The sequence below is a fragment of the Halioxenophilus sp. WMMB6 genome, from assembly GCF_033283405.1.
GTDB lineage: Bacteria > Pseudomonadota > Gammaproteobacteria > Pseudomonadales > Cellvibrionaceae > Halioxenophilus.
Window position 1 is genome coordinate 48,154 of the sequence record NZ_JAWMQR010000014.1, and the last position, 18,613, is coordinate 66,766.

Below are 18,613 nucleotides of genomic sequence, written 5' to 3' on the forward strand. Positions count from 1 at the left end.
GTCATGGCCAGTCCACCGATGGTGTTAAAAAGGAGCCCTCGGTCACCATGGCCAGGCGCCAGTAGTCGGAGGCGGCAAATGGGTCCCCCTCCATGGGCAGCAGGATGGTGTTTACCGGAATCCCCCGGGGCAGCAGCTCAACCGCCTGCTCAAACAGCTTGCGGCGATCCGGCCCGGTGATGGTGTTCTTTTTGGGTGGGCCCTTGCCAAGGGTGGGCAGGCCGTCGGTAATGATAAAGATGTTGTCGGGCAGCGGCTCCAGATCTGCCAGCGAGATAAAGGTTTTATAGAGGTTGGTGCCATTTTCCGGCACCACCTTGCGCAGGTTGTCGATGACCCGCTCCAACTGCGCTTTGTCTTCGGTGCGCAGCCACTTGCCTTCGGAGTCGACCAGGGGCGCGTGCGCCCGGGTATTGAAGTTGTAGATCTGATAGTTGGTCCGTTCCGGCAGCTGTGCCACCAGCCACTCGACAATGCCCAGCGCCTGCTGCCACTTTTTCGAGCTGATTTTGGTGGCATCGTCCATATTGCGGCGGCGAATAATATTGACGATGGTCTCATCGAGCATACTGGCGGAGCTGTCGATCAGGATCAGTACATGGGAGCCACCCAACTTCAGGCCGGTGAGGTACTGGCGGTTACCCTCGCCGACAAAACGGCGTACGTTGTTGCCCTTGTCGCGGTTCTCCTCTTCAAGTTTCTTTTTCTCCTCCTCGAGCTTTTTCAGCCGCTCCTGCAACTGGGAGATCTCATCGGTGGCGTCGTCACGGGTGAGGCTGGCGATGTTGGCACGCACCTTGGTGAGATCCTCGTCGATTGTGCGGGCCATACCCTGGGCCTCGGCCAGGCGTTGGTCGACCTCGGAGACGGTATTGCGCGCCCGCACCATATTCTCCCGGCCGGTTTTGATCTCCTCCTCCAGCATGGAAACCTCGGCCTGGAGGTTGGGGTAGAGGTTTTCAGCGCGGGTGTCGACGTCGTGCTTGATGATTAAAAAGATAAGGGCCACGGCGCCAAAGCCGCAGGACATGATATCCAGGAAGGAGAGGCTGAATGTGCTGAACCTCCGCTTTTTGGCCATATCAGTGCACCTGTATCAGGCGATACTCAAGCTGCGCATTGGCCAGCCGGTCGCCGGCCTGCAACTCGGTGCCGGCCACAGCGGGCTCCCCGTTAAGGGTGCAGTCGGGGCTGCTGTGGCTGAGCAGTGTGCGGTCCTGGTGGCGTTCGAGCCGGCAGAGGCTATCTGCGGGCGGCTGGCTGCTGGCGCCTGGCTGCTCGGCGTCGAGCCAGAGCTCGGTAATGGCGTAGGCGCTGTTGCCCAGCAATACATGGGTGGCCGGCGCGTGCTTCTCGGCGGCCGGTGTTGCGTGGTGCGCCGGCAAAATAAGATGTTCGGCAAAGGCTACCCCTTCATCTGGGTCGTCCACCACCAGTTGTGGCAGCAGGTGTTGGCACTGCTCGCTCACTGTGTCGGCGCCGAGCAGTTGGCCGCCGGCAAAGCGCTTATCCAGGCTCTGCAGGGCCGCCGCCTGGTGGCTGAGCAATAGCCGGCGGCCGCTCTGTTCGCTAATGGCCTCCAGTAGAGGTTCCAGAAAACGGCGGCTGGCCTGCTGCAAGGTGGCAAAACCGGTGGTGATGGAGTAGTCCGCCACGGTCAGTTTGGTCTCTCCGGCCAACAGTGCCCGCTGCCACTCATCCAACTGGTTGTAGAGGGTCTGTTCGTGTTCGGCCACATGGCGCGGGTTGAAGCGGGTTTGGCGAATGAATTCATCACTGATGGCCCTGACCCAGGCATCGTTCAGTTGGGCTCGGCCGCAGCCGGCAATCAGGGCGCTGTGCACCTTGCTCGCTTGGCGGTCGTGAATATCGATGCTGCTCAACACGCTTTGATGGAGGTGCATATCGAGGTGCAGGTAGCGGCCATCGGCCATAGCGGAGCTACCCACCAGAGCGGCATCAACCAGGCCACACACCTGCTGCTGCAGGCTCTGGCAGATACCCAGCAACAGGCTGAGTTGTTCATCGCTGAAGTAACCGGGCAGAACGATCAACAGATTATTGCTGCCCAGGCCATCGAACAGTGCCCGCAGCTGATGGTAGACCAGGTCGGCGGGGTGTTTGATCAGGGCGCTGGCGTTGGCCAGGGGCTCCAGGCTTAACTGATTCCAAAATTGATTGTTACTGGCCAGGGGGCGCAGCCGAAACTGGCTCTGGGCATCTTCCCCCAGGGTTAACCACTGTCCTTCAAACAGGGCGTAAGCGGGGCTGACCCGAGTCTCCTCCGGGTGGTTGAGGCGGATACCCTGGTCGTTAATTTCGAGTGTGGCGATTGTGTCTGCCATTGGTGCCGGTGTCCTAGTCGCGAACCGTCAGAAAACGGAGCAGGTTACGATCGCAGTAGTTTTCGGTGTCGAGCACCAAGCGCTCCTGCATCAGCTGCAACTGGTGGGAGAAGAACATCACCACAATACTGATCACCAGGGCGATAAAGGTTGAGTTAAAGGCCACGCCCAGGCTTACGGTTACGCCGGCAATATCGCCCTCCACCGCTTTGTGGGCCTGGCCCAAGGCCTCGCCAATACCGCGCACGGTGCCGATAAACCCTATGGAGGGAATGGCCCAGGCGATGTAGCGCACCATGGCCAGTTCGCTGTCGAGCCGGTCGGATTCGGTTTCGCAGGTCTCACGCACGGCGTTGGCGGCGTCGGTGACACTTTTGGAGGAGTCGAAGCGCTGCAGGGCTTTGATCAGTGCCCGCGGCAGCAGCATGGGCTGCTGCTTGTCCGGCAGCGCCTGCAGGGGCCGGGAGAGATCCCGGGCGTCCTCGGGCAGCACGCTGGTGCCCTCGCGTAGGTTGAGCAGAGAGGCTTGCAGCAGGCGCCGCTCCAGCACCACCTCACGCGCCTTGTAACCCATAATGGCCAGGGACCAGAACAGCAGAATAAAACAGGCCTCCTGCTCGTAATCTTTCAACACCACAAACATGGAGCGCTGGGCGACATAGGGCTCACCCTGGGCCTGGCGCTCCAGCTGCTGCAGCACCAGTGCGTCGGCCTGGGGGCGGATTAAGGTGACGTAGATACCGTGCACTAGTATCGCCGCCGTGAGCAGGGCGAAGAGCTGATAGAGAAACTCGGTGGATGAGTTGCGCTTCATTGCATCTCCTTAGATGTCAACGGGGAAAGAGACCGAGAGGTCTTCTGAAATCTCTTCCGAGGGTACAAAGTCTTCGTAGTCGCCGCCGGGTTCAGTCGGGGCCGGGTTGGCATTAGCCTTGTCAGTGCCACTGTTACTGGTGGCCGGTGGTGCTTCGGCCGCCTGGCTGTCGGGCTCTTCTGTTGTTTGGGCCAAGGCCGATAGTGAGCCCATCAGGCACAGCAGCAGGGCGGCCTGGGCCAACCGTGCTCGGCGGTTCCCTGGCTGATTGCCCACTCTGTTCGTGCTCATAGTGTTCTCCTCATAGCCGTTGTGCATCGGGCGTTACTCCACATAGCGGGCGATGCGGAAGCCGACGCTGTTTTTCGCATCTTTGCCATAGTCGCGGTAGGAGAGGCGCAGGTCGGTAATGCCGCCACTGGCCCAACTGGCGCCGCGGATTACGTGGTAGTCACCTTCGGCAGGGCCGAGCGGATCCAGCTCCGCCTGGCGTGATAAGCCGGTTTTAATAAGGTAGAAATCGTGAATCCACTCCGCCGCATTGCCGTTCATATCGTACAGACCATGCTGGTTAGCTTTAAAAGAGGCGACCGGTGCGGTCACCACATAGCCGTCATCATAGTCAGCCTGGATGGTGCCGAGCAGTGCCGCGGCATTGCGATCACCGATATTGGCGGCACCGGCCGGTGGCGGCAGGGTGGGGCCCCAGCTGTATTTCAACATCTCGCCGTCGGCGTAGCGGGCCGACCAGGCCCACTCCGCCTCGGTGGGCAGGCGGTAGCCGGTGGCCTGTGGGTTGAAGCCTTTCAACTCATCGCCATCGATCTCGTAAAAGAGCGGTAAGCCCTCTTTTGCAGACAGCCAGTTGCAGAACTGGGCGGCCTGTAGCCAGCTTAAGTTAACCACCGGGTTGGGATCGTTATTGAGGCTGTTGCCACCCACGTGGCTGGAGGTATGCGCGGCCAAAAACTGATGAAACTGGCCATTAGTGGTTTCGGTGGTAGCCATATAGAACGCCCGGCTGAGCTCCACCTTGCGCAGTACCTCGTTTGAGCGGCGGCCCTGCTCCCGGCGTGAGGAGCCCATCTCAAACTCGCCTTTGGGGCGGAACAGACGCAGCTTTTGACCGAGACTGGTGGTTATCTCCGGCTTAACCTTCTCCCACTTCGCCTGTTCGATGGTTTTCAGGTCGGGCCGCAGATACTGGGCCAGCCCCGGGCGGGGCAGAATGGTGGTGGTGAAATCGACATAGCCGTCGCGGCTGATTTTTACCTGGTGCTGGCGCGCCGGTAGATTGAGTGTCTGGTTGGCGCGGCCACTCAGGCGCCCATCGACGTAGAGCAGGGCGTCCTCGGGGGCGGCTTTGATGGTCACCTGGCCGAGCAGCACCTGCAGATCCACTGCCACCTGCGTGGTTTTGCCGGAGGCGACATCGACACTGCGCGCAGCGGATTGGTAGCCATCTTTGAAGAGGTAGAGTGACAGGCCACGGCCAGGCTCCACCGGCGCTTCAATTGGGGTCTGGCCGACGTACTGGCCGTTGATGGTGACGCTGGCGCCGCTGGGTTTGGAGTTGATCGCCAGCAGGCCATCGATCTTGTCGAGCTGAATGACACCGAGATCTTGGGCCACCTGCGGCTCAATCGTCAGTGGGTAGAGCTTGGGCTTGAAGCCCGCCATTTGCAGGGTGAGCTCTTTATCGCCGGCGAGGATCTCAACCGTGGCCGGGGTGACCCCCAGTACTTCGTCATCGAGCACTATCTCGGCGCCACTGGGTTCACTGGCCAGGGTGATTTCGGCCCAGGCGGGGGTCAGTTCCACGGCCAGGGTCTGCTGCTGTTTGAGGCCGATAATCTCAAGCTCACCGGTCACATCCTGGTAGCGCTCGGTGACTATCTGATAGCTGTGTGGCCCGGCGGCGATGTCGGCCAGAGGGGATTGGTTGTCGCCCAGCAGTTCGCCATCAAGGTAGACATTCGCCGCTGCCGCCGGGTTGGTGGCCACCACCAAGCTGCCAGGCAGTGGTGTCAGGCTGACGGTGACGGTTTGCAGATCTTCCCGGTTTACCACCAAGGCTTGCTGCTTGGGGTAGTAGAGCTCGTGCACGGCGGTGAGAGTGTAGTCGCCGGGCAGCAGCAGAAAGTTATCGCCAATACGGAAACTAAGGCCACCACTGACCGCCACTTCGGCATCGATGGGTGCGGTGGTGACAATAATGGATTTGGCTGCCACCAAAAACCAGCCGATCACCAATACCACCAGAAAGAGCGCAGCGATCACCAGGTGCAGTGGCTTAACCTGTAACTTACGGCGGCTGGCGACAGCGGTGGTGGGGGTGAAGGTGGTCGCCTGAATCCGTTTTTGCGGCGCTTTCGGTTGGTCACTCATGGTTGCTGTGCGGAGTCCTGGCGATTGGTAGAGGTCGGGTTAGAGGCTGGCGATCTTTTCGTCGCATTGAATCTGAATCACCAGCGGGTTCTGGCTGCCATCGATGGTGAACTCTTTGCGTACATCCCGGTAGCCCGGGCGTGAGCCGACCAGCACATACTGGCCCGGCTTCAGGTCGAGCGCGTGCTCTTGGAAAGCGCCCAGTGCTGCCACCCGGTAGAGGGTCACCTGGGTTTCGTTATCCGATTGCAACTGCACCTGCACTGGCGTTTGCGCGGCCTTCATGGCCGCCGCCAGCGAGTTGATCTGGCTTTGCAGTCTGGGACCTGGGTTGGCGATGGAGCGGGCGTCGGCCAGGGTTTGGCCGGCCTTGGCGTAGACCTGGCTGTCGGCCAGGCGCAGCGGTTGCGCCAGCAGTGTTTGTATGGTCTGGTCGAGCTGCAGGCGGACATTGGCCTTCAGCCGGGCAATTTTGGTATCAACCACGCTCTCGTCAACGGCCAGAGCCAAGTCATACTCCGCCACTGCCTGTTGCCACTGTTCGGCTGCCATATGGTTTTCGGCGCGGCGCACGTGCAGCGCAATCTGGCTTAGGCTCTGGCCGTTTTGCGCCTGGGTTAAGGCACTGCTGGCGTCGGCCGCCCCCGGTTTGATGGCCAGCGCCTGTTTGAAGGAGTGGATTGCCTGCTCAAACTGATTGGCTTGCAGGGCACTGTAGCCGGCGGACATCTGCTCGGCGAAATTGCGCTGGGCGAGGCGTTGGTTAAGCTCAGCCTGTTTCTCCGCCAGAAAGGTAGAGCTGGGATCAAGCGCCTTGGCCTGCTTCAGTTTGGCGGCGGCTTGGTCGAGCTGGTTTAACTGAATGGCCTGATCGGACTCCTTCGCCAATTGCAAAACCTGTGCGAGCACCTGGGCTCTGGCCAGTGCTGACTGCGCTTGACTGTGACTGGGGTCGATAGCCAGCACCAGCTCCAGCGCTGTCTGCGAGGTGGTGGGGTCGAGGTCGGCCAGTGCCTGCAGGCCGAGGGCAAGATTCTCTTTGAGTACCTGTTGGCTCTGGCTGAGCAGAGCATCGAACTGCTGGTCGGTGGCCAGATACTGTTGCTTGGCCTGTTCAAATTGCTGCTGGCGATAGTACTCGTCACCACTATTGGCGGTGGCCATGGCCTCGGCAAAGGGTTGCTCCGCCCACTGTTTGACGTTGCTCTTTTCCAAACGGCGCTGTTTATCGAGCAGTTCGGCCAGTATGTCCTGGGTTTCGCGCCGCTGTTTGCTGAGTTGGGCTTCCGTCCAGGGGGATTCCGCGGCAGTGGGGGAGGGTTTGCTGGAGGCTGGATTCTCAGCGGTGGTGGTAATCGGTTGCACCACAGCTGGGTTGATCTGCCGGGGTAGCCAGAAAACCACCACGGCCAATAAGAGCAGCAGCGCGCCCAACGGTAACATCACCTTCGGGTCTAGCCACCAGGGTTTAACTTCCGGTTGCAGGTTTTCTGCTTGCGCCCAGGGAGCGGCCGTCGCTTTGCTGTCTGAGTTTGGTTGAGTCATCGTTACCTAATGGACTATTGCACTTGTCTTACAAGCGGCACTATCACCGATCCTTGGTTTATGGTCGGTGCTTTTAATTATAGGTTGGCCTGGCTACTAAAACGGTTTGTGGGGTGTAGAGTGTTGCGGTAAACGCTTCGCCCGTCGACCCCTATTTTTCACTGCTTGGTTTTGCCTGGCTGGGCTTTGGTTAAGCCGACAGCGCGCTATTCAGTGGTCACCCCCCCGGTTTCCAGCTGATAGATATCGCGCAGCATTTTGCGCCACTGCTGATATTGGTTTTCGACACTGCCGGTGAGTGTGACGGTGCGATCCTCCAGTTCGAAGAAGTGGGGCTCGACATCGGCCTCCAGTGAGTCACCGAGCTCCTGCAGGGCCTCGACATGCATTTTGCTGTCGGCGCGCTTGTCGAAGCCTTCTTTAATTAGGTAACCACCACCGGCAATACCGATCTGCCCGGCGGCCCGTGTGCTGCCACTGCCGCTGCCGGCAGCCATCACACCGCCCACCACAGAGGCAACACCTGCGATGGTGCGGTTGATCGATTGCTGACGCAGCTCGCGCACGGCGATTACCTCGTCGTAAGTTTGGCTGCGCCACTCTTCATAGGGGGCCTCCATCTCACGCACAAAGGAGCCGTAATACTCTTGCAGGGTATCGATGAACAGATAGTCGCGTTCACGAATATCGCGAATGCGTTCGAGCATGGGGTCGTTGGCGGCGGGTAGGCGCTGCACCTGGTAGACGCCATTTTTATCGACATGGATATGGCTGTTGAAGGCCTCTGGTGAGAAGTCGCGGGCGAATTTCAGCTCGCTGACGGTGCGCAGTTTGGTGAGCTGCTCTGCGGTTTGAGATTGGCGGTAGGTCAGCAGGTCGTTGGCGATGCGGTTATAGAGGCCAACAAAAGGGTCGTGCTCAATACCCGACCTGGGTTCGTAGCTGTAGTGGCTGGCCACCTGTTCATATTTCTTATCCAGCCACTCGACGCCAGAGGCATCTTCGGCGTGGATTTTTAGCTCCAGGCGCTCGCCATCGGAGGAGAGAATTTTGCCGGTGATCACCAGATCGACTGCGGCGGTGTCGTCGGGTACCACCCGTACCGCACCCCAGCCGGCGCTCATCTGCATGGCATCCATCAGTTGCACGGCGAAGTAGTGGCTTTCGGCCCGGCGGACTTCAGGGAATATGGGGATCAGTGGGTCGTCGTCCATATCCTCCAGGCCCGGGTCGAAGACGACAATGCCGACGTCGATCAGTTGTTGTTCGGGAATGGCTTGGTTGACCACCGCCAGGGGCGTCTGTTGGGTGGTTTTGACCACAGTCCGTGAGCAGCCGGCTGCGAGTGCCATGATGAACAGGGCGGATACCAATGCGAAGGTGGTACCGAACGGACGACCATCGCGGGGCTTTCGAAGAGTGGTCATAGTTGGCATTGAGATCCTATTCCGTTCTCCCAGGGAGACTCTACGGGTTTTCGTTTTTGTATTTGCGATACTCATCCCACAACTTTTCACGCAGGGCCGGATCGGTTTCGCGCATGGCCGCTTCGCGAATCTGGCGGGCGACGACGTCGTCATCACTGCCACTGGGAATATCCGCCGGTGGTGGCGCAGTGCCGGCATGTTGGTAGTCGCCGGGGCGTCCGGAGGGGGCTCCTGCGGGGATCCCGCCATTACCACTGCCACTGGAGGTCTCGTAAGCGCTGCCAGGGCCTTCATCTGAGGGTTGGCCAATCTCATCGAACAGGGGGCCGGAGCTCTCGTCTTTCAGGTCATCCTCACTGCCGCGGGCGTTGGCGCGGTTGGCGATATACTCTCGCTCCTTCAGGATCATGCCGTCGTAATCGCTGATCGAGCCTTGTAATACCGATTCCATTTGGGCGACACGCTCTTCGGCGCTCATGATCGGGCCGCCGCCACCAGCACTGCCGGAATCTGTAGCCGCACCGCCGCCACCTGCAGCGGAGTCGGCTTCAGCGGCTGCAGTGGCGCCGCCGCCGGTGGTTTCGGAAAGATCGATATCATCGGATTGGGATTCGCTGTCGTCCAGGCTGGGAGCCTGCTCGCTGCGTTGATCGCCGCTGCCGGAGGCGCTATCGCTGCTGGCGGTGCGGTTTTCGTCACCCGCGTCGCCACCATCACCGGTTTTGCGCTCGCCAGTACTTGAGGCGGTAGCCCCTGGCGAAGAGGCGCCACCGCTTGATACCGTGGTGCTGCCGCCGGGGGAGCTGGCAGTCGGCCCGCCGCTCGGACCACCACTGGGCATACTGCTTGATGAGCTGCTACTGGCGGTACTGCCAGTGCTGGGACTACTGCTCGGGCTGCTACTTGAACTACTGCTGGAGCTGCTGCTTGAACTGCTACTAGAGCTGGAACTGGGAGGTGTGGGGGTGGACGACTGCTGCTGACTGGTTTGTGCACCACAAGCTGTGAGAAGAACCGTGATCGCGACTGTGCCGGCCAGGTGCCAGGCGGTGTTAGAGCGCATTTGGGTAACCTCTTCGGTTTAGTAAAGTGCGACTGATTTTCGGTAGTAGCATAACCAAGTTGAACACAAGCTGAATCAATTTTTGTCGGTGGCAACCGCCGTCGATCATCTCTTTCAGAGGTGTGCCGGCCGCTTGCCATGCCGCGTCAGCTACGCCCGGCCGGCAGTAGGGCGTTCAGGTTTTGACCAAGGTTGTGGAGGAAAGTTTGCATGAATCCAGCCAAACCTGCCACCGGCTGCTGCCAGCCGGTTGTTCAATCGACCAGAGTCTATCGTCGATCACCCCAAAACAACGTGAATGTTTTAAGACTTGGGAATGATGTAGCGATGCACGATACCGACTGTATCGACGGCTTCGCCATTCTCGAGACGGGGCCGGAACTTGGCGATTTTCAGGTTTCTGCGCACCATTGCCCGGTTGCCGACACTATCGTTCGGGCCGGCTTCGAGAATATCAATGTTGCGAGTAGTGCCCCTGGCGGTGACATCGAACTTCACCACCACATAGTCGTGCGGACGATTGTTGTCGTGGGCCTCGGTTTCCAAGGTGGGTAGATCGGGAAGTGCTTTGGGGGTGGCAAACAGGGTGGTGCCAATATCAACCAGCTTTTCATTGGACTGCAGCTGGGAGTAGGCCTGCAGGTACTCGTCCATGGCCGCGTTGGTGCGATCGAACAACATATACCAGTCACCCAGCTGTACACGGGCTGCGGCCAAGTCGGCCGGATTGGCTTCGGGGGCGGCTTCGTAGATATCGATCATCTGCACAATGGCCTGTTTGCCATTGTAGTAACTGTTCAATATGTAGTGGTCGAGCCTGGCTTTGCGCTCTGCTTCCATCTCCTGATTAGTGCGCATGGTCATGGCGGCGCTGTTACGGCTCTCCTGGGCTTTGAGTGTTGCCAGGTAGTAGTTGGAGATGGCCAGTCCTTTGAGCGGCTTGATCATCTTCAGGTCGTTTTCGCCGTAGTTGTCGTGAATGATATCCACCGACATGCTGAACATCTGGTAGGCGCTCATCAGATGGTTGGCCATGGCGCTTTGGCCGAGGGAGAAGGCATTGAGGTGCCAATAACTCAGTTTATCGAGCACGGGCAACATGCGCGGATCATCGGCGCCAAAATTGCGCTGGTGGAGCCAGAAAAGATGGGCGTAGCGTTTGGTGGCCTCTTCCCAATCGCCCATGGCAATTTGGCTGTCGATCAGGTGCTCGATCATGGGTACCTGATTGAGGTTATAGAGTCCTTCATTGATTCGCTGCACATGAATGGCGCGCTTATAGGCCTCAACCGCATCTTCGTGGCGGCCATGCTCCTGATAGTTGGTCGCCAAAGCCATTAAATGTTCGCTCAGCTCGGCACCATAGGCACCCTGCTCAGACTCAATGCGAGAGATCTCGTCGTAGACATCATCATTGGTCGAGAGGCTGGCCGTATAGCCGGTCGAAGAACCCAGCCCGGTGCAGAGGAGTAGGGCCAATAGCCCGGTGAATTGGAAGAATCTAGTGGATGGTAATTGGATTGGTAGCGGGAACTTATTCATGATTCTAGAACCCTTCAACTTTATTAATATTACTTATCGTATGTTCGCAGAACCTTAGTCTGAGCCGGTACCCTGGCTCGGTGTGGATAGTGATTCGGGCTCAATGATTGCGCTGCTTTGTGCGGGGCGGATCTTCACAGCGCCTCTTTTTGCCATCGTTTGCAGCCAATAATTCTGTGCACCGTTTGATTAGTCCTTTGGCACAGCCGCAAATTCACCCCCTATTTAAAAAATTATAGACTTTTCACGGCAATTGCTTATTGCTTTAAGCCATTAACATAGAAGATATCGTCACATCCGTGTGCGAGGCGGGTCGCCCGGGAAGAGCGCACTTGCAACTGGTAAAGTTTATGCCTGTCCTTTGTTGTCACCGCGCTGGCGCGCATTATTGCGGTTTAATTGAACATTATCTGCTATGACGTAAAGCAACAGTGTTACCAGATCATTTAACCGGCGTCTACCAGCACAAGAAATTTAGATTAATTTGTAATCAGCAATTTTTCCCAAATTAGAAAACAGTTTTACTGTTGGCGACTCGAACCGCCCTGGAATTGAAGTTCCTACCGAATTGGGCCCTGTGGTATATTGCGCCGCACTTTAACGGTTCAGCAATTAGGAATTTGCATGGCGACATCTAACCCCTCGACTCCTTCCCCAGCCTCTGTGCAGGAGGTCGTGTTACGTTTCAGCTGTAAGGATCAACCCGGGATTGTCGCCGCCGTTGCCAACTTGTTTGCTCTGCAAGGTTTTAATATCCGCGAGTCCTCTCAGTTTGAAGATCCGGGCACCGGTAAATTTTTTATGCGCACGGTGTTCGGCTCCTGCCAGGGTGCTAAGGAGTTGAGCCAGATCCGTTCCGTGTTTCAACCACTGGCGGCACGCTTCGATATGGCCTGGGAGCTGCACGACTATGCCGCGCTACCACGGGTAGTGATTGCGGTATCAAAATGGGGTCACTGCCTGGAGCATCTACTCAACTCCTGGCGTCGGGGTGCACTGCCGATTGATGTCGTTGCTGTGGTCTCCAACCACCAGGATATGGCGTCGCTCTGTGATTGGTATCAGGCACCATTCCACTATCTGCCAGTCACGCCGGAAACCAAACAGCAGCAGGAACAGCAGATACTCGATTTGATGCAGGAGCTGAACGCCGACTTCCTGGTGCTGGCGCGCTACATGCAAATTCTCTCCGACACCTTATGTGATGCCCTGACTGGCCGCGCCATTAACATTCACCACTCGTTTTTACCGGGTTTTAAAGGGGCTCGCCCCTACCATCAGGCCCATGCCCGCGGCGTTAAATTGATTGGTGCCACGGCCCACTACGTCACCAAAGATCTGGACGAAGGGCCGATCATTGAGCAGGCGGTGGAGCGGGTGACCCACGCCAATACGGCGGAAGAGCTGGTTGAGATTGGACGTGATGTCGAGCGTGTCGTCCTTTACCGGGCGGTGTTGTGGCATGCCCAGCACCGTGTTCTGCTGAATGACACCAAGACCGTGGTATTCAATCGTTAGCCAAGTCGCTGACGGAATTTGTTGTTGCAGGGCCCAAGCGACCACTCACTTAAGAGGAGGCAGCAGTTCATGGCATTTGGCCTAATTATCATTGGCGATGAGATTCTTTCCGGTCGCCGTCAGGATAGACAACTCCCGATCTTGATCAAGCTGCTGAGCGAGCGTGGTTTGCAGTTGGGTTGGGTGCAGATATTGCCGGATGAGATGGACGTTTTGGTTGCCACCTTTCGCCGCACCCTGGCTCAGGGCGATACGGTATTTTGTACCGGTGGCCTGGGTAGTACGCCTGATGATCTTACCCGCGATGCTTTTGCCCAGGCGTTGGGGGTGACGACTGAAATCCACCCGGAGGGTCGTAAATTGCTGGAGGATTTCTCCAGCACCCACCAAATAGAGCTGGCCGAAGAGCACTGGCAGCTAATCACCTTTCCCAAAGGGGCGGAGCTGATCGTCGATCCGATTCACAAAGTCCCTGGCTTTGGCATCGCCAATCACTACTTTATGCCGGGCTTTCCCGAAATGGCCGAGCCGATGATGGCCTGGGTGTTGGATAACCACTATGGCGGGCTGGTCAATCCCGATTACCAGGAAGATTCGATTCTGGTGTTGGAGGTATTTGAAAGTCATATCACCGATCTGATGGAAGCCATGCTCGCGCAATTTCCCCAAACCAAACTGTTCAGTCTGCCGATGATGGTTGAGGGCCAGCGCCAGGTCGAGGTTGGTTTTAAAGGCCACAAGGCCGAGGTGGAGCAGGCCTTGACGCGCTTTAAGGCCGAGCTCGATGCACGCCAGATCGAGTGGCGGGCGCTCTAACAAAAAAACCGGCCAGAGGCCGGTTTTTTTGTGTGGTAAAAGTAACCTTAAAACGATTTACTCGCCCACAGCCAGAACTTATCGGTATCAACACTGAAATCATCCGCGCTGTACTGAGCGTATTTCACACCGGCTGAGTAGCCCTTGCCAAATTTGAAGGCGTATTGCAGGTCCAGTTCGGTGCCCAGCTCATCCAGAGTGGCAGAAGCTTCATCGGCATCAAAGGTGTGGTACACCGCTGTAACACTGCCAGGGCCGGCTTTGACATCCACAGAGATGTAGGTGTCGACGATACCTACGGCCGGCGTGTTGAGGAATTTATCGGCCCAACCATTAAATTTGTGCAGGGTGGCCAGCGGGGTGGCGAAGCCATAGGCACCATCGTCGGAACCCAATACCTCATAACCCAGCTTGGCGGTAACGATTGAGGCTTTAACACCAGCTTCCACCAGCAGGTAGTCAGCGTCGGCATCGGCACCACCACCATCCAGCTCCTGAGTGGCAAATTCCAGGGCATAGAGCACCGAGAGGCTGTCACTCACCTTGGCGGTACCGCTAAAGCTGGCGCCCAGGGTATTGATATCGGTGTCAGAGTCGTCGGTACCCAGGCTGTAGTAGTAACCCACCACTTTACCGACCGGTGTTTTATAGCTGGCGTTGAACAGGAAGTCTTCGGAATCGATATCCGCGGCTTCGGCAAAAATACGGTTGCGCTGGCCGATGTAACCGGCGAAGAGGCTCAGTTCTTCCGTGGGGTTGTAGGTGACGGTGGCGGCATCGAAGGTTTGGCGGTCTTGACGCCAGCCGACGTGGCCGACAAATCGGTGGCCATCCAGCGTTATCACCTGGCGACCAACTTTAGCGGTAACGCCACCGGCTTTGTACTGCACCAGCGCCTGGTCCAACTCTGTGGTTTGTGGGTCGGCGATTACGGAATATTCGCCCAGGTGGAACCCGGTTGGGCCAACGGTGTAGTCGTCCACACCGAACACGGGACGGCTGTCTTCGAACTCTGCCAGTAGCGAGAAACCTGAAGCCTCTCCGGATTTAAAGCCAATTCGGGTACGCAGGGTTAGTGCCTCGGCATCATCGACGGCGTTATCCTCTTCCACTGACTCAAAACGCAGACGCAGGTCACCGTAGGCTTTGCCCGCTTCCAGCATATCGGTCAATGGGTCTGCCCATAGGCTGCTCGATACCCCGCAAGTGGTAACCGTGATAGCAGCGGCCAGAAGTGTGTGGCTCATTTTTTTCATTTTGTTAATCTCCAAAAGAGTGAAACCTAAGAGTTGTGAAGGTTTGTTCTCGTGCAACTTTTATCGTTTTAATGTTTTGCTGGATGTTGGCCCGTTGGCTACAGCACCCAGCGGAAACATCTTTTTTTAATTTTTACTACTCTTTTTACTGCCTCTTCGCTGCTGGTTCTGGCTTGGCCAGTAAAGCGGGCCACCAGCAACACCACTTTCCATATGCAATAAAAGCTCTGTTGGGAGAGAAATATCTCGCCCAAGTTGCCAGTGTTAACGTTTTGGAAAACGGCGGCTGGCTTGAGTCGGGTTAATGGCTGGAATTGACTCAAGCCAGCTGTTTACGGGTTGCTTAGTTAGGCCGCAGCATGTTTCTCTGCGGCTGTTGTTGTAGTGGGAATTTCTACCTCGACAACCGCGCTACTCTTTTTTGCTGTGGGAACGTCTTTTTTCGCGTGCCGCTCGTGCAGGAATTTCAGCACCTCCGCCCGGTAATGGTTATAGGTGGGGTCGTCCGCCAGTACCAGTCGTTCGCGGGGGCGTTCCAGATCGACTTTTAAGATTTCACCAATGGTGGCGGCAGGACCGTTGGTCATCATTACAATACGGTCGGAGAGCAGAACGGCCTCATCGACATCATGGGTAATCATAATGACCGTGTTATTCAGTTCTGCCTGAATCTCCATTAACGAATCCTGCATGTGCGCGCGGGTGAGTGCATCCAGGGCGCCGAAGGGTTCGTCCATCAGCAGCACTTTGGGCTGCATTGCCAGTGCCCGGGCAATACCGATGCGTTGTTTCATGCCGCCGGAAATTTCGTCGGGCTTTTTGTGCTTGGCATGTTCCATGTGCACTAATTTCAGATTGTGTTCGGTCCATTCGTGGCGTTCGGCTTTGCTCTTGCCTTTCATTACTTTATCGACCGCCAGACGGACGTTGTCGTAGCAGGAGAGCCAGGGAAACAGCGAGTGGTTTTGAAACACCACCGCGCGGTCCGGCCCTGGTTGGCGGACTTCCTTGCCTTGCAGAATAACGCCGCCTTGGGTGGCATTGTGCAGGCCGGCAACAATATTGAGCACCGTTGATTTGCCACAGCCGGAGTGGCCGATCAACGAGATAAATTCGCCTTGTTCGATTTTCAAATTGACATTATCCAACGCTTTAAAAGAGCCGTTCGGCGTTGGAAATTCAATGGATACTGCAGAGATGTCCAAATAGTGGGCTGACATGTCAAACTCCTTGAAATTGATTGCGCACGTGATTAACGGATTTCTTGCGTTTTATCGTGAGATACCACTTTCTGTAGAGAAAGCATGATGCGATCGAGGATGAAGCCGATAATGCCGATCACAAAGACAGCTACTAAAATTCGGCCCAATGAGTTGGAACTGCCGTTTTGAAACTCATCCCAAACGAATTTACCAAGGCCTGGGTTTTGCGCCAGCATCTCTGCCGCAATTAATACCATCCAGCCCACTCCGAGGGAGAGTCGCAGGCCGGTGAATATCATTGGCAATGACGCCGGAATGACCACTTTAAAAATTTTGGTAAACCAGTTGAGGCGTAAAACACGACAGACATTGATTAAATCCCGGTCGATGGTGGAGACGCCGACGGTGGTGTTGATCAGCGTTGGCCACAGCGAACAGAGGGTGACAGTCAGCGCTGAAATAATAAATGATTTGGCGAACAGCGGGTCGTCAGAGACATAAACCGCACTCACCACCATGGTGACAATAGGCAGCCAGGCCAAGGGTGACACCGGTCTGAATATCTGAATGAGGGGATTAAGCCCGGTGTAGATCATGCTGTTCAGGCCACAGATAATCCCCATCGGTATAGCGATTAAGGTGGCGATAATAAAGCCGACAAAAACGGTGTAGAGACTGGTAAAGATCTGATCGAAGAAAGTGGGCGCGCCGGTATAGGGGCGTATCTCTTTGGCCTCTTTACCTTCGGCAACACGTTTTTCATTGCGCTCGTATTGGCGTTGGTAAAAATCGGCCTCTCGTTGCCGCGCCGCTTGGTGTTCATCGCGCAGGGATTGAAATTGCTCCCAGGTTTGCGCAGGACCAGGCAGGTTGCCGAGGCTGGTTTCAATATTTTTTGCCGCCACGTTCCAAACGAACAAAAAGACGATCAGGGCAATCAGCGGTACACCGATGGCGGTGACCAGTTGCTTGATCTGTTCGCTGGGATTTTTACCGGCAATTAAGTTGGCAATAGGAATAAACCAGACTAACCCTGTTAATTCAAAAAAATGAATACTGCGATTTAACATAGTGACTCACCCATCATAACTCTGTGTTGGTAAAGGGACCTATCACTCGCTTGTGTGATTGTGTCCGCCGATTTTGAAAGGTCTGTTGCCTTTTTGATCACTCTGTTTAGGGTTGGCCGGCAGGTAACCTGCCGGCCGGGTCTTTGCTAAAAGCTTGCTTATAAAACGGTGTCGCCTTTGAGGCCGATTGGGAACTTCTCCAGGTATTCGTTGGGCTTGTGGCCGTCGTAAGTAATACCATCGATGAACTGGGTTTGCGGGGCGCGGTAGCCGTCGCTGCCGAAGGGGAAATCTTCACGTTTCATTTTGCCCTCTTCGATCAGCATCTCCGCTGCTTGCATGTAGATCTCGGGTTTATAGACCTTTTTCGCTATGTCCATGTACCAGCTGTCTGGTTTGGGTTCGGCAATTTGGCCCCAGCGACGCATCTGAGTGAGGTACCAGATGGCATCGGAGTAGTAGGGGTAGGTAGCGTAGTAGCGGAAAAAGACGTTGAAGTCTGGTACATCGCGTTTATCGCCTTTCTCGTACTCGAAGGTGCCGGTCATGGAGTTGGCAATCACATCGTAGTCAGCACCGACATAGTTGGGCAGTGAAAGAATTTTTACTGCTTCGGGACGGTTGGCGTTGTTGTTTTCATCGAGCCATTTGGCAGCGCGAATCAATGCTTTAACGACCGCCAGGTGGGTGTTGGGGTTGGCTTCGGCCCACTCGGCAGAAACACCAAATACCTTCTCCGGATTGTCTTTCCAGACTTCGTAGTCGGTAATAACCGGTACGCCAATGCCTTTGAATACCGCCTGTTGGTTCCAGGGCTCACCGACGCAATAACCGTAGATGGTGCCGGCCTCGAGTGTGGCGGGCATTTGCGGTGGTGGTGTTACGGAGAGCAGGGCGTCGGCCTGGATGGTGCCGGAGGTGTCGTCTTTATGCGGGGCATAGAAACCCGGGTGAATACCGCCTGCCGCCAACCAATAACGCAGCTCGTAGTTGTGGGTGGAAACGGGGAACACCATGCCCATTTTGAATGGCTTACCTTCAGCCTTGAATTTTTCCACAACCGGTTTCAGGTAGTCGGCCTTGATGGGGTGGATTGGCTTGCCATCGGCATCCTTGGGTACGTAGGGTTTCATCTGCTCCCAAATATCGTTGGAGACGGTGATGCCGTTGCCGTTTAAGTCCATGCTGAAGGCGGTAATAACGTGTGCCTGGGTGCCGAAACCAATGGTTGCGCCCAGGGGTTGGCCAGCCAACATGTGGGCGCCGTCGAGCTGCCCATCGATAACCCGGTCGAGTAATACCTTCCAGTTAGCCTGAGCCTCCAAGGTGACGTACAGACCTTCATCTTCGAAATAACCTTTCTCGTAGGCGATGGCCAATGGCGCCATATCGGTCAGTTTGATAAAGCCGAATTTCAGGTCTTCTTTCTCCAACTCCAGTTCGCCAGAGAGTGCAGGCAGAGCAACCGCCAAACCGAGGGTTGCTATTGAGGCGGAAATTAAATTTTTCAGGCAGTTAAACCGCTGCCGGCCAAGCATCTGGTGGATCATCGAATCGCTCCTTGAGTAACTGGTAAGAGTTATTAGTGTTCATTCGTGTTACCTAAATAGGGGCAAAACTCTTGCCA

Annotated in this window: 15 protein-coding genes; 2 read left to right on the forward strand and 13 right to left on the reverse strand. The window is 56.5% G+C overall.

The window, feature by feature from the left end:
- Position 1 precedes the first annotated feature (1 nt).
- The 9 genes from SBL51_RS22480 to SBL51_RS22520 all read right to left on the reverse strand — a co-directional run bounded on the left by SBL51_RS22480 (position 2) and on the right by SBL51_RS22520 (position 11,124).
- Positions 2-1,081 (reverse strand): hypothetical protein, encoded by a 1,080-nt coding sequence (locus tag SBL51_RS22480; protein WP_317933441.1) that lies wholly within the window; start codon positions 1,079-1,081, stop codon positions 2-4.
- A gap of 1 nt (position 1,082) precedes the next feature.
- Positions 1,083-2,345 carry a hypothetical protein gene (locus tag SBL51_RS22485; protein ID WP_317933443.1) on the reverse strand — a complete coding sequence of 421 codons (1,263 nt, stop codon included), beginning with the start codon at positions 2,343-2,345 and terminating at the stop codon, positions 1,083-1,085.
- Positions 2,346-2,358: 13 nt separating this feature from the next.
- Positions 2,359-3,159: a MotA/TolQ/ExbB proton channel family protein gene (locus tag SBL51_RS22490; protein ID WP_317933444.1), complete on the reverse strand. Its 801-nt coding sequence runs from the start codon at positions 3,157-3,159 to the stop codon at positions 2,359-2,361.
- Positions 3,160-3,168: 9 nt separating this feature from the next.
- On the reverse strand, positions 3,169-3,450 hold the full coding sequence (locus SBL51_RS22495) for a hypothetical protein (RefSeq protein ID WP_317933445.1): 282 nt from the start codon (positions 3,448-3,450) through the stop codon (positions 3,169-3,171).
- Positions 3,451-3,483: 33 nt separating this feature from the next.
- The gene (locus SBL51_RS22500) at positions 3,484-5,547 is read right to left on the reverse strand and encodes a PEGA domain-containing protein (RefSeq protein ID WP_317933446.1); all 2,064 of its coding nucleotides are present in this window, start codon (positions 5,545-5,547) and stop codon (positions 3,484-3,486) included.
- 39 nt (positions 5,548-5,586) lie between these two features.
- Entirely contained in the window at positions 5,587-7,092 is a 1,506-nt protein-coding gene (locus SBL51_RS22505; RefSeq protein WP_317933447.1) for a hypothetical protein, read from the reverse strand.
- Positions 7,093-7,298: 206 nt separating this feature from the next.
- Positions 7,299-8,519: a hypothetical protein gene (locus SBL51_RS22510; RefSeq protein WP_317933448.1), complete on the reverse strand. Its 1,221-nt coding sequence runs from the start codon at positions 8,517-8,519 to the stop codon at positions 7,299-7,301.
- 40 nt (positions 8,520-8,559) lie between these two features.
- The gene (locus tag SBL51_RS22515; RefSeq protein WP_317933449.1) at positions 8,560-9,360 is read right to left on the reverse strand and encodes a hypothetical protein; all 801 of its coding nucleotides are present in this window, start codon (positions 9,358-9,360) and stop codon (positions 8,560-8,562) included.
- A 525-nt stretch (positions 9,361-9,885) separates the two neighbouring features.
- Complete coding sequence (locus SBL51_RS22520; RefSeq protein ID WP_317933450.1) at positions 9,886-11,124, reverse strand: hypothetical protein; 1,239 nt, start codon at positions 11,122-11,124, stop codon at positions 9,886-9,888.
- Between the two features lie 624 nt (positions 11,125-11,748).
- On the opposite strand from SBL51_RS22520, the gene purU reads away from it, so the two are divergent.
- Together purU and SBL51_RS22530 are read left to right on the forward strand one after the other, a co-directional pair.
- Positions 11,749-12,642, forward strand: a complete 894-nt coding sequence (gene purU / locus SBL51_RS22525; RefSeq protein WP_317933451.1) for a formyltetrahydrofolate deformylase — start codon at positions 11,749-11,751, stop codon at positions 12,640-12,642.
- Positions 12,643-12,711: 69 nt separating this feature from the next.
- Positions 12,712-13,458, forward strand: a complete 747-nt coding sequence (locus SBL51_RS22530; RefSeq protein WP_317933453.1) for a competence/damage-inducible protein A — start codon at positions 12,712-12,714, stop codon at positions 13,456-13,458.
- 47 nt (positions 13,459-13,505) lie between these two features.
- On the opposite strand, the gene SBL51_RS22535 is transcribed toward SBL51_RS22530, so the two are convergent.
- The 4 genes from SBL51_RS22535 to SBL51_RS22550 form a co-directional block, all read right to left on the reverse strand.
- Entirely contained in the window at positions 13,506-14,714 is a 1,209-nt protein-coding gene (locus tag SBL51_RS22535; RefSeq protein WP_317933454.1) for an alginate export family protein, read from the reverse strand.
- A 347-nt stretch (positions 14,715-15,061) separates the two neighbouring features.
- Positions 15,062-15,934: an ABC transporter ATP-binding protein gene (locus tag SBL51_RS22540; protein WP_317933455.1), complete on the reverse strand. Its 873-nt coding sequence runs from the start codon at positions 15,932-15,934 to the stop codon at positions 15,062-15,064.
- A gap of 32 nt (positions 15,935-15,966) precedes the next feature.
- On the reverse strand, positions 15,967-16,986 hold the full coding sequence (locus tag SBL51_RS22545; RefSeq protein WP_317933456.1) for an ABC transporter permease: 1,020 nt from the start codon (positions 16,984-16,986) through the stop codon (positions 15,967-15,969).
- 158 nt (positions 16,987-17,144) lie between these two features.
- A complete protein-coding gene (locus tag SBL51_RS22550; RefSeq protein ID WP_317933457.1) occupies positions 17,145-18,536 on the reverse strand; it encodes a CmpA/NrtA family ABC transporter substrate-binding protein in 1,392 nt (463 codons plus the stop codon).
- Positions 18,537-18,613: the final 77 nt, after the last annotated feature.

What these genes read in the sequence shown, in the direction of transcription:
- SBL51_RS22550 (WP_317933457.1), bottom strand. Translation starts at nt 18,536, where the DNA reads ATGATCCACCAGATGCTTGGCCGGCAGCGGTTTAACTGCCTGAAAAAT.
- SBL51_RS22545 (WP_317933456.1), bottom strand. Translation starts at nt 16,986, where the DNA reads ATGTTAAATCGCAGTATTCATTTTTTTGAATTAACAGGGTTAGTCTGG.
- SBL51_RS22500 (WP_317933446.1), bottom strand. Translation starts at nt 5,547, where the DNA reads ATGAGTGACCAACCGAAAGCGCCGCAAAAACGGATTCAGGCGACCACC.
- SBL51_RS22495 (WP_317933445.1), bottom strand. Translation starts at nt 3,450, where the DNA reads ATGAGCACGAACAGAGTGGGCAATCAGCCAGGGAACCGCCGAGCACGG.
- SBL51_RS22520 (WP_317933450.1), bottom strand. Translation starts at nt 11,124, where the DNA reads ATGAATAAGTTCCCGCTACCAATCCAATTACCATCCACTAGATTCTTC.
- SBL51_RS22480 (WP_317933441.1), bottom strand. Translation starts at nt 1,081, where the DNA reads ATGGCCAAAAAGCGGAGGTTCAGCACATTCAGCCTCTCCTTCCTGGAT.
- SBL51_RS22490 (WP_317933444.1), bottom strand. Translation starts at nt 3,159, where the DNA reads ATGAAGCGCAACTCATCCACCGAGTTTCTCTATCAGCTCTTCGCCCTG.
- SBL51_RS22485 (WP_317933443.1), bottom strand. Translation starts at nt 2,345, where the DNA reads ATGGCAGACACAATCGCCACACTCGAAATTAACGACCAGGGTATCCGC.
- SBL51_RS22540 (WP_317933455.1), bottom strand. Translation starts at nt 15,934, where the DNA reads ATGTCAGCCCACTATTTGGACATCTCTGCAGTATCCATTGAATTTCCA.
- SBL51_RS22535 (WP_317933454.1), bottom strand. Translation starts at nt 14,714, where the DNA reads ATGAAAAAAATGAGCCACACACTTCTGGCCGCTGCTATCACGGTTACC.
- SBL51_RS22505 (WP_317933447.1), bottom strand. Translation starts at nt 7,092, where the DNA reads ATGACTCAACCAAACTCAGACAGCAAAGCGACGGCCGCTCCCTGGGCG.
- SBL51_RS22510 (WP_317933448.1), bottom strand. Translation starts at nt 8,519, where the DNA reads ATGACCACTCTTCGAAAGCCCCGCGATGGTCGTCCGTTCGGTACCACC.
- SBL51_RS22515 (WP_317933449.1), bottom strand. Translation starts at nt 9,360, where the DNA reads ATGCCCAGTGGTGGTCCGAGCGGCGGGCCGACTGCCAGCTCCCCCGGC.
- SBL51_RS22530 (WP_317933453.1), top strand. Translation starts at nt 12,712, where the DNA reads ATGGCATTTGGCCTAATTATCATTGGCGATGAGATTCTTTCCGGTCGC.
- purU (WP_317933451.1), top strand. Translation starts at nt 11,749, where the DNA reads ATGGCGACATCTAACCCCTCGACTCCTTCCCCAGCCTCTGTGCAGGAG.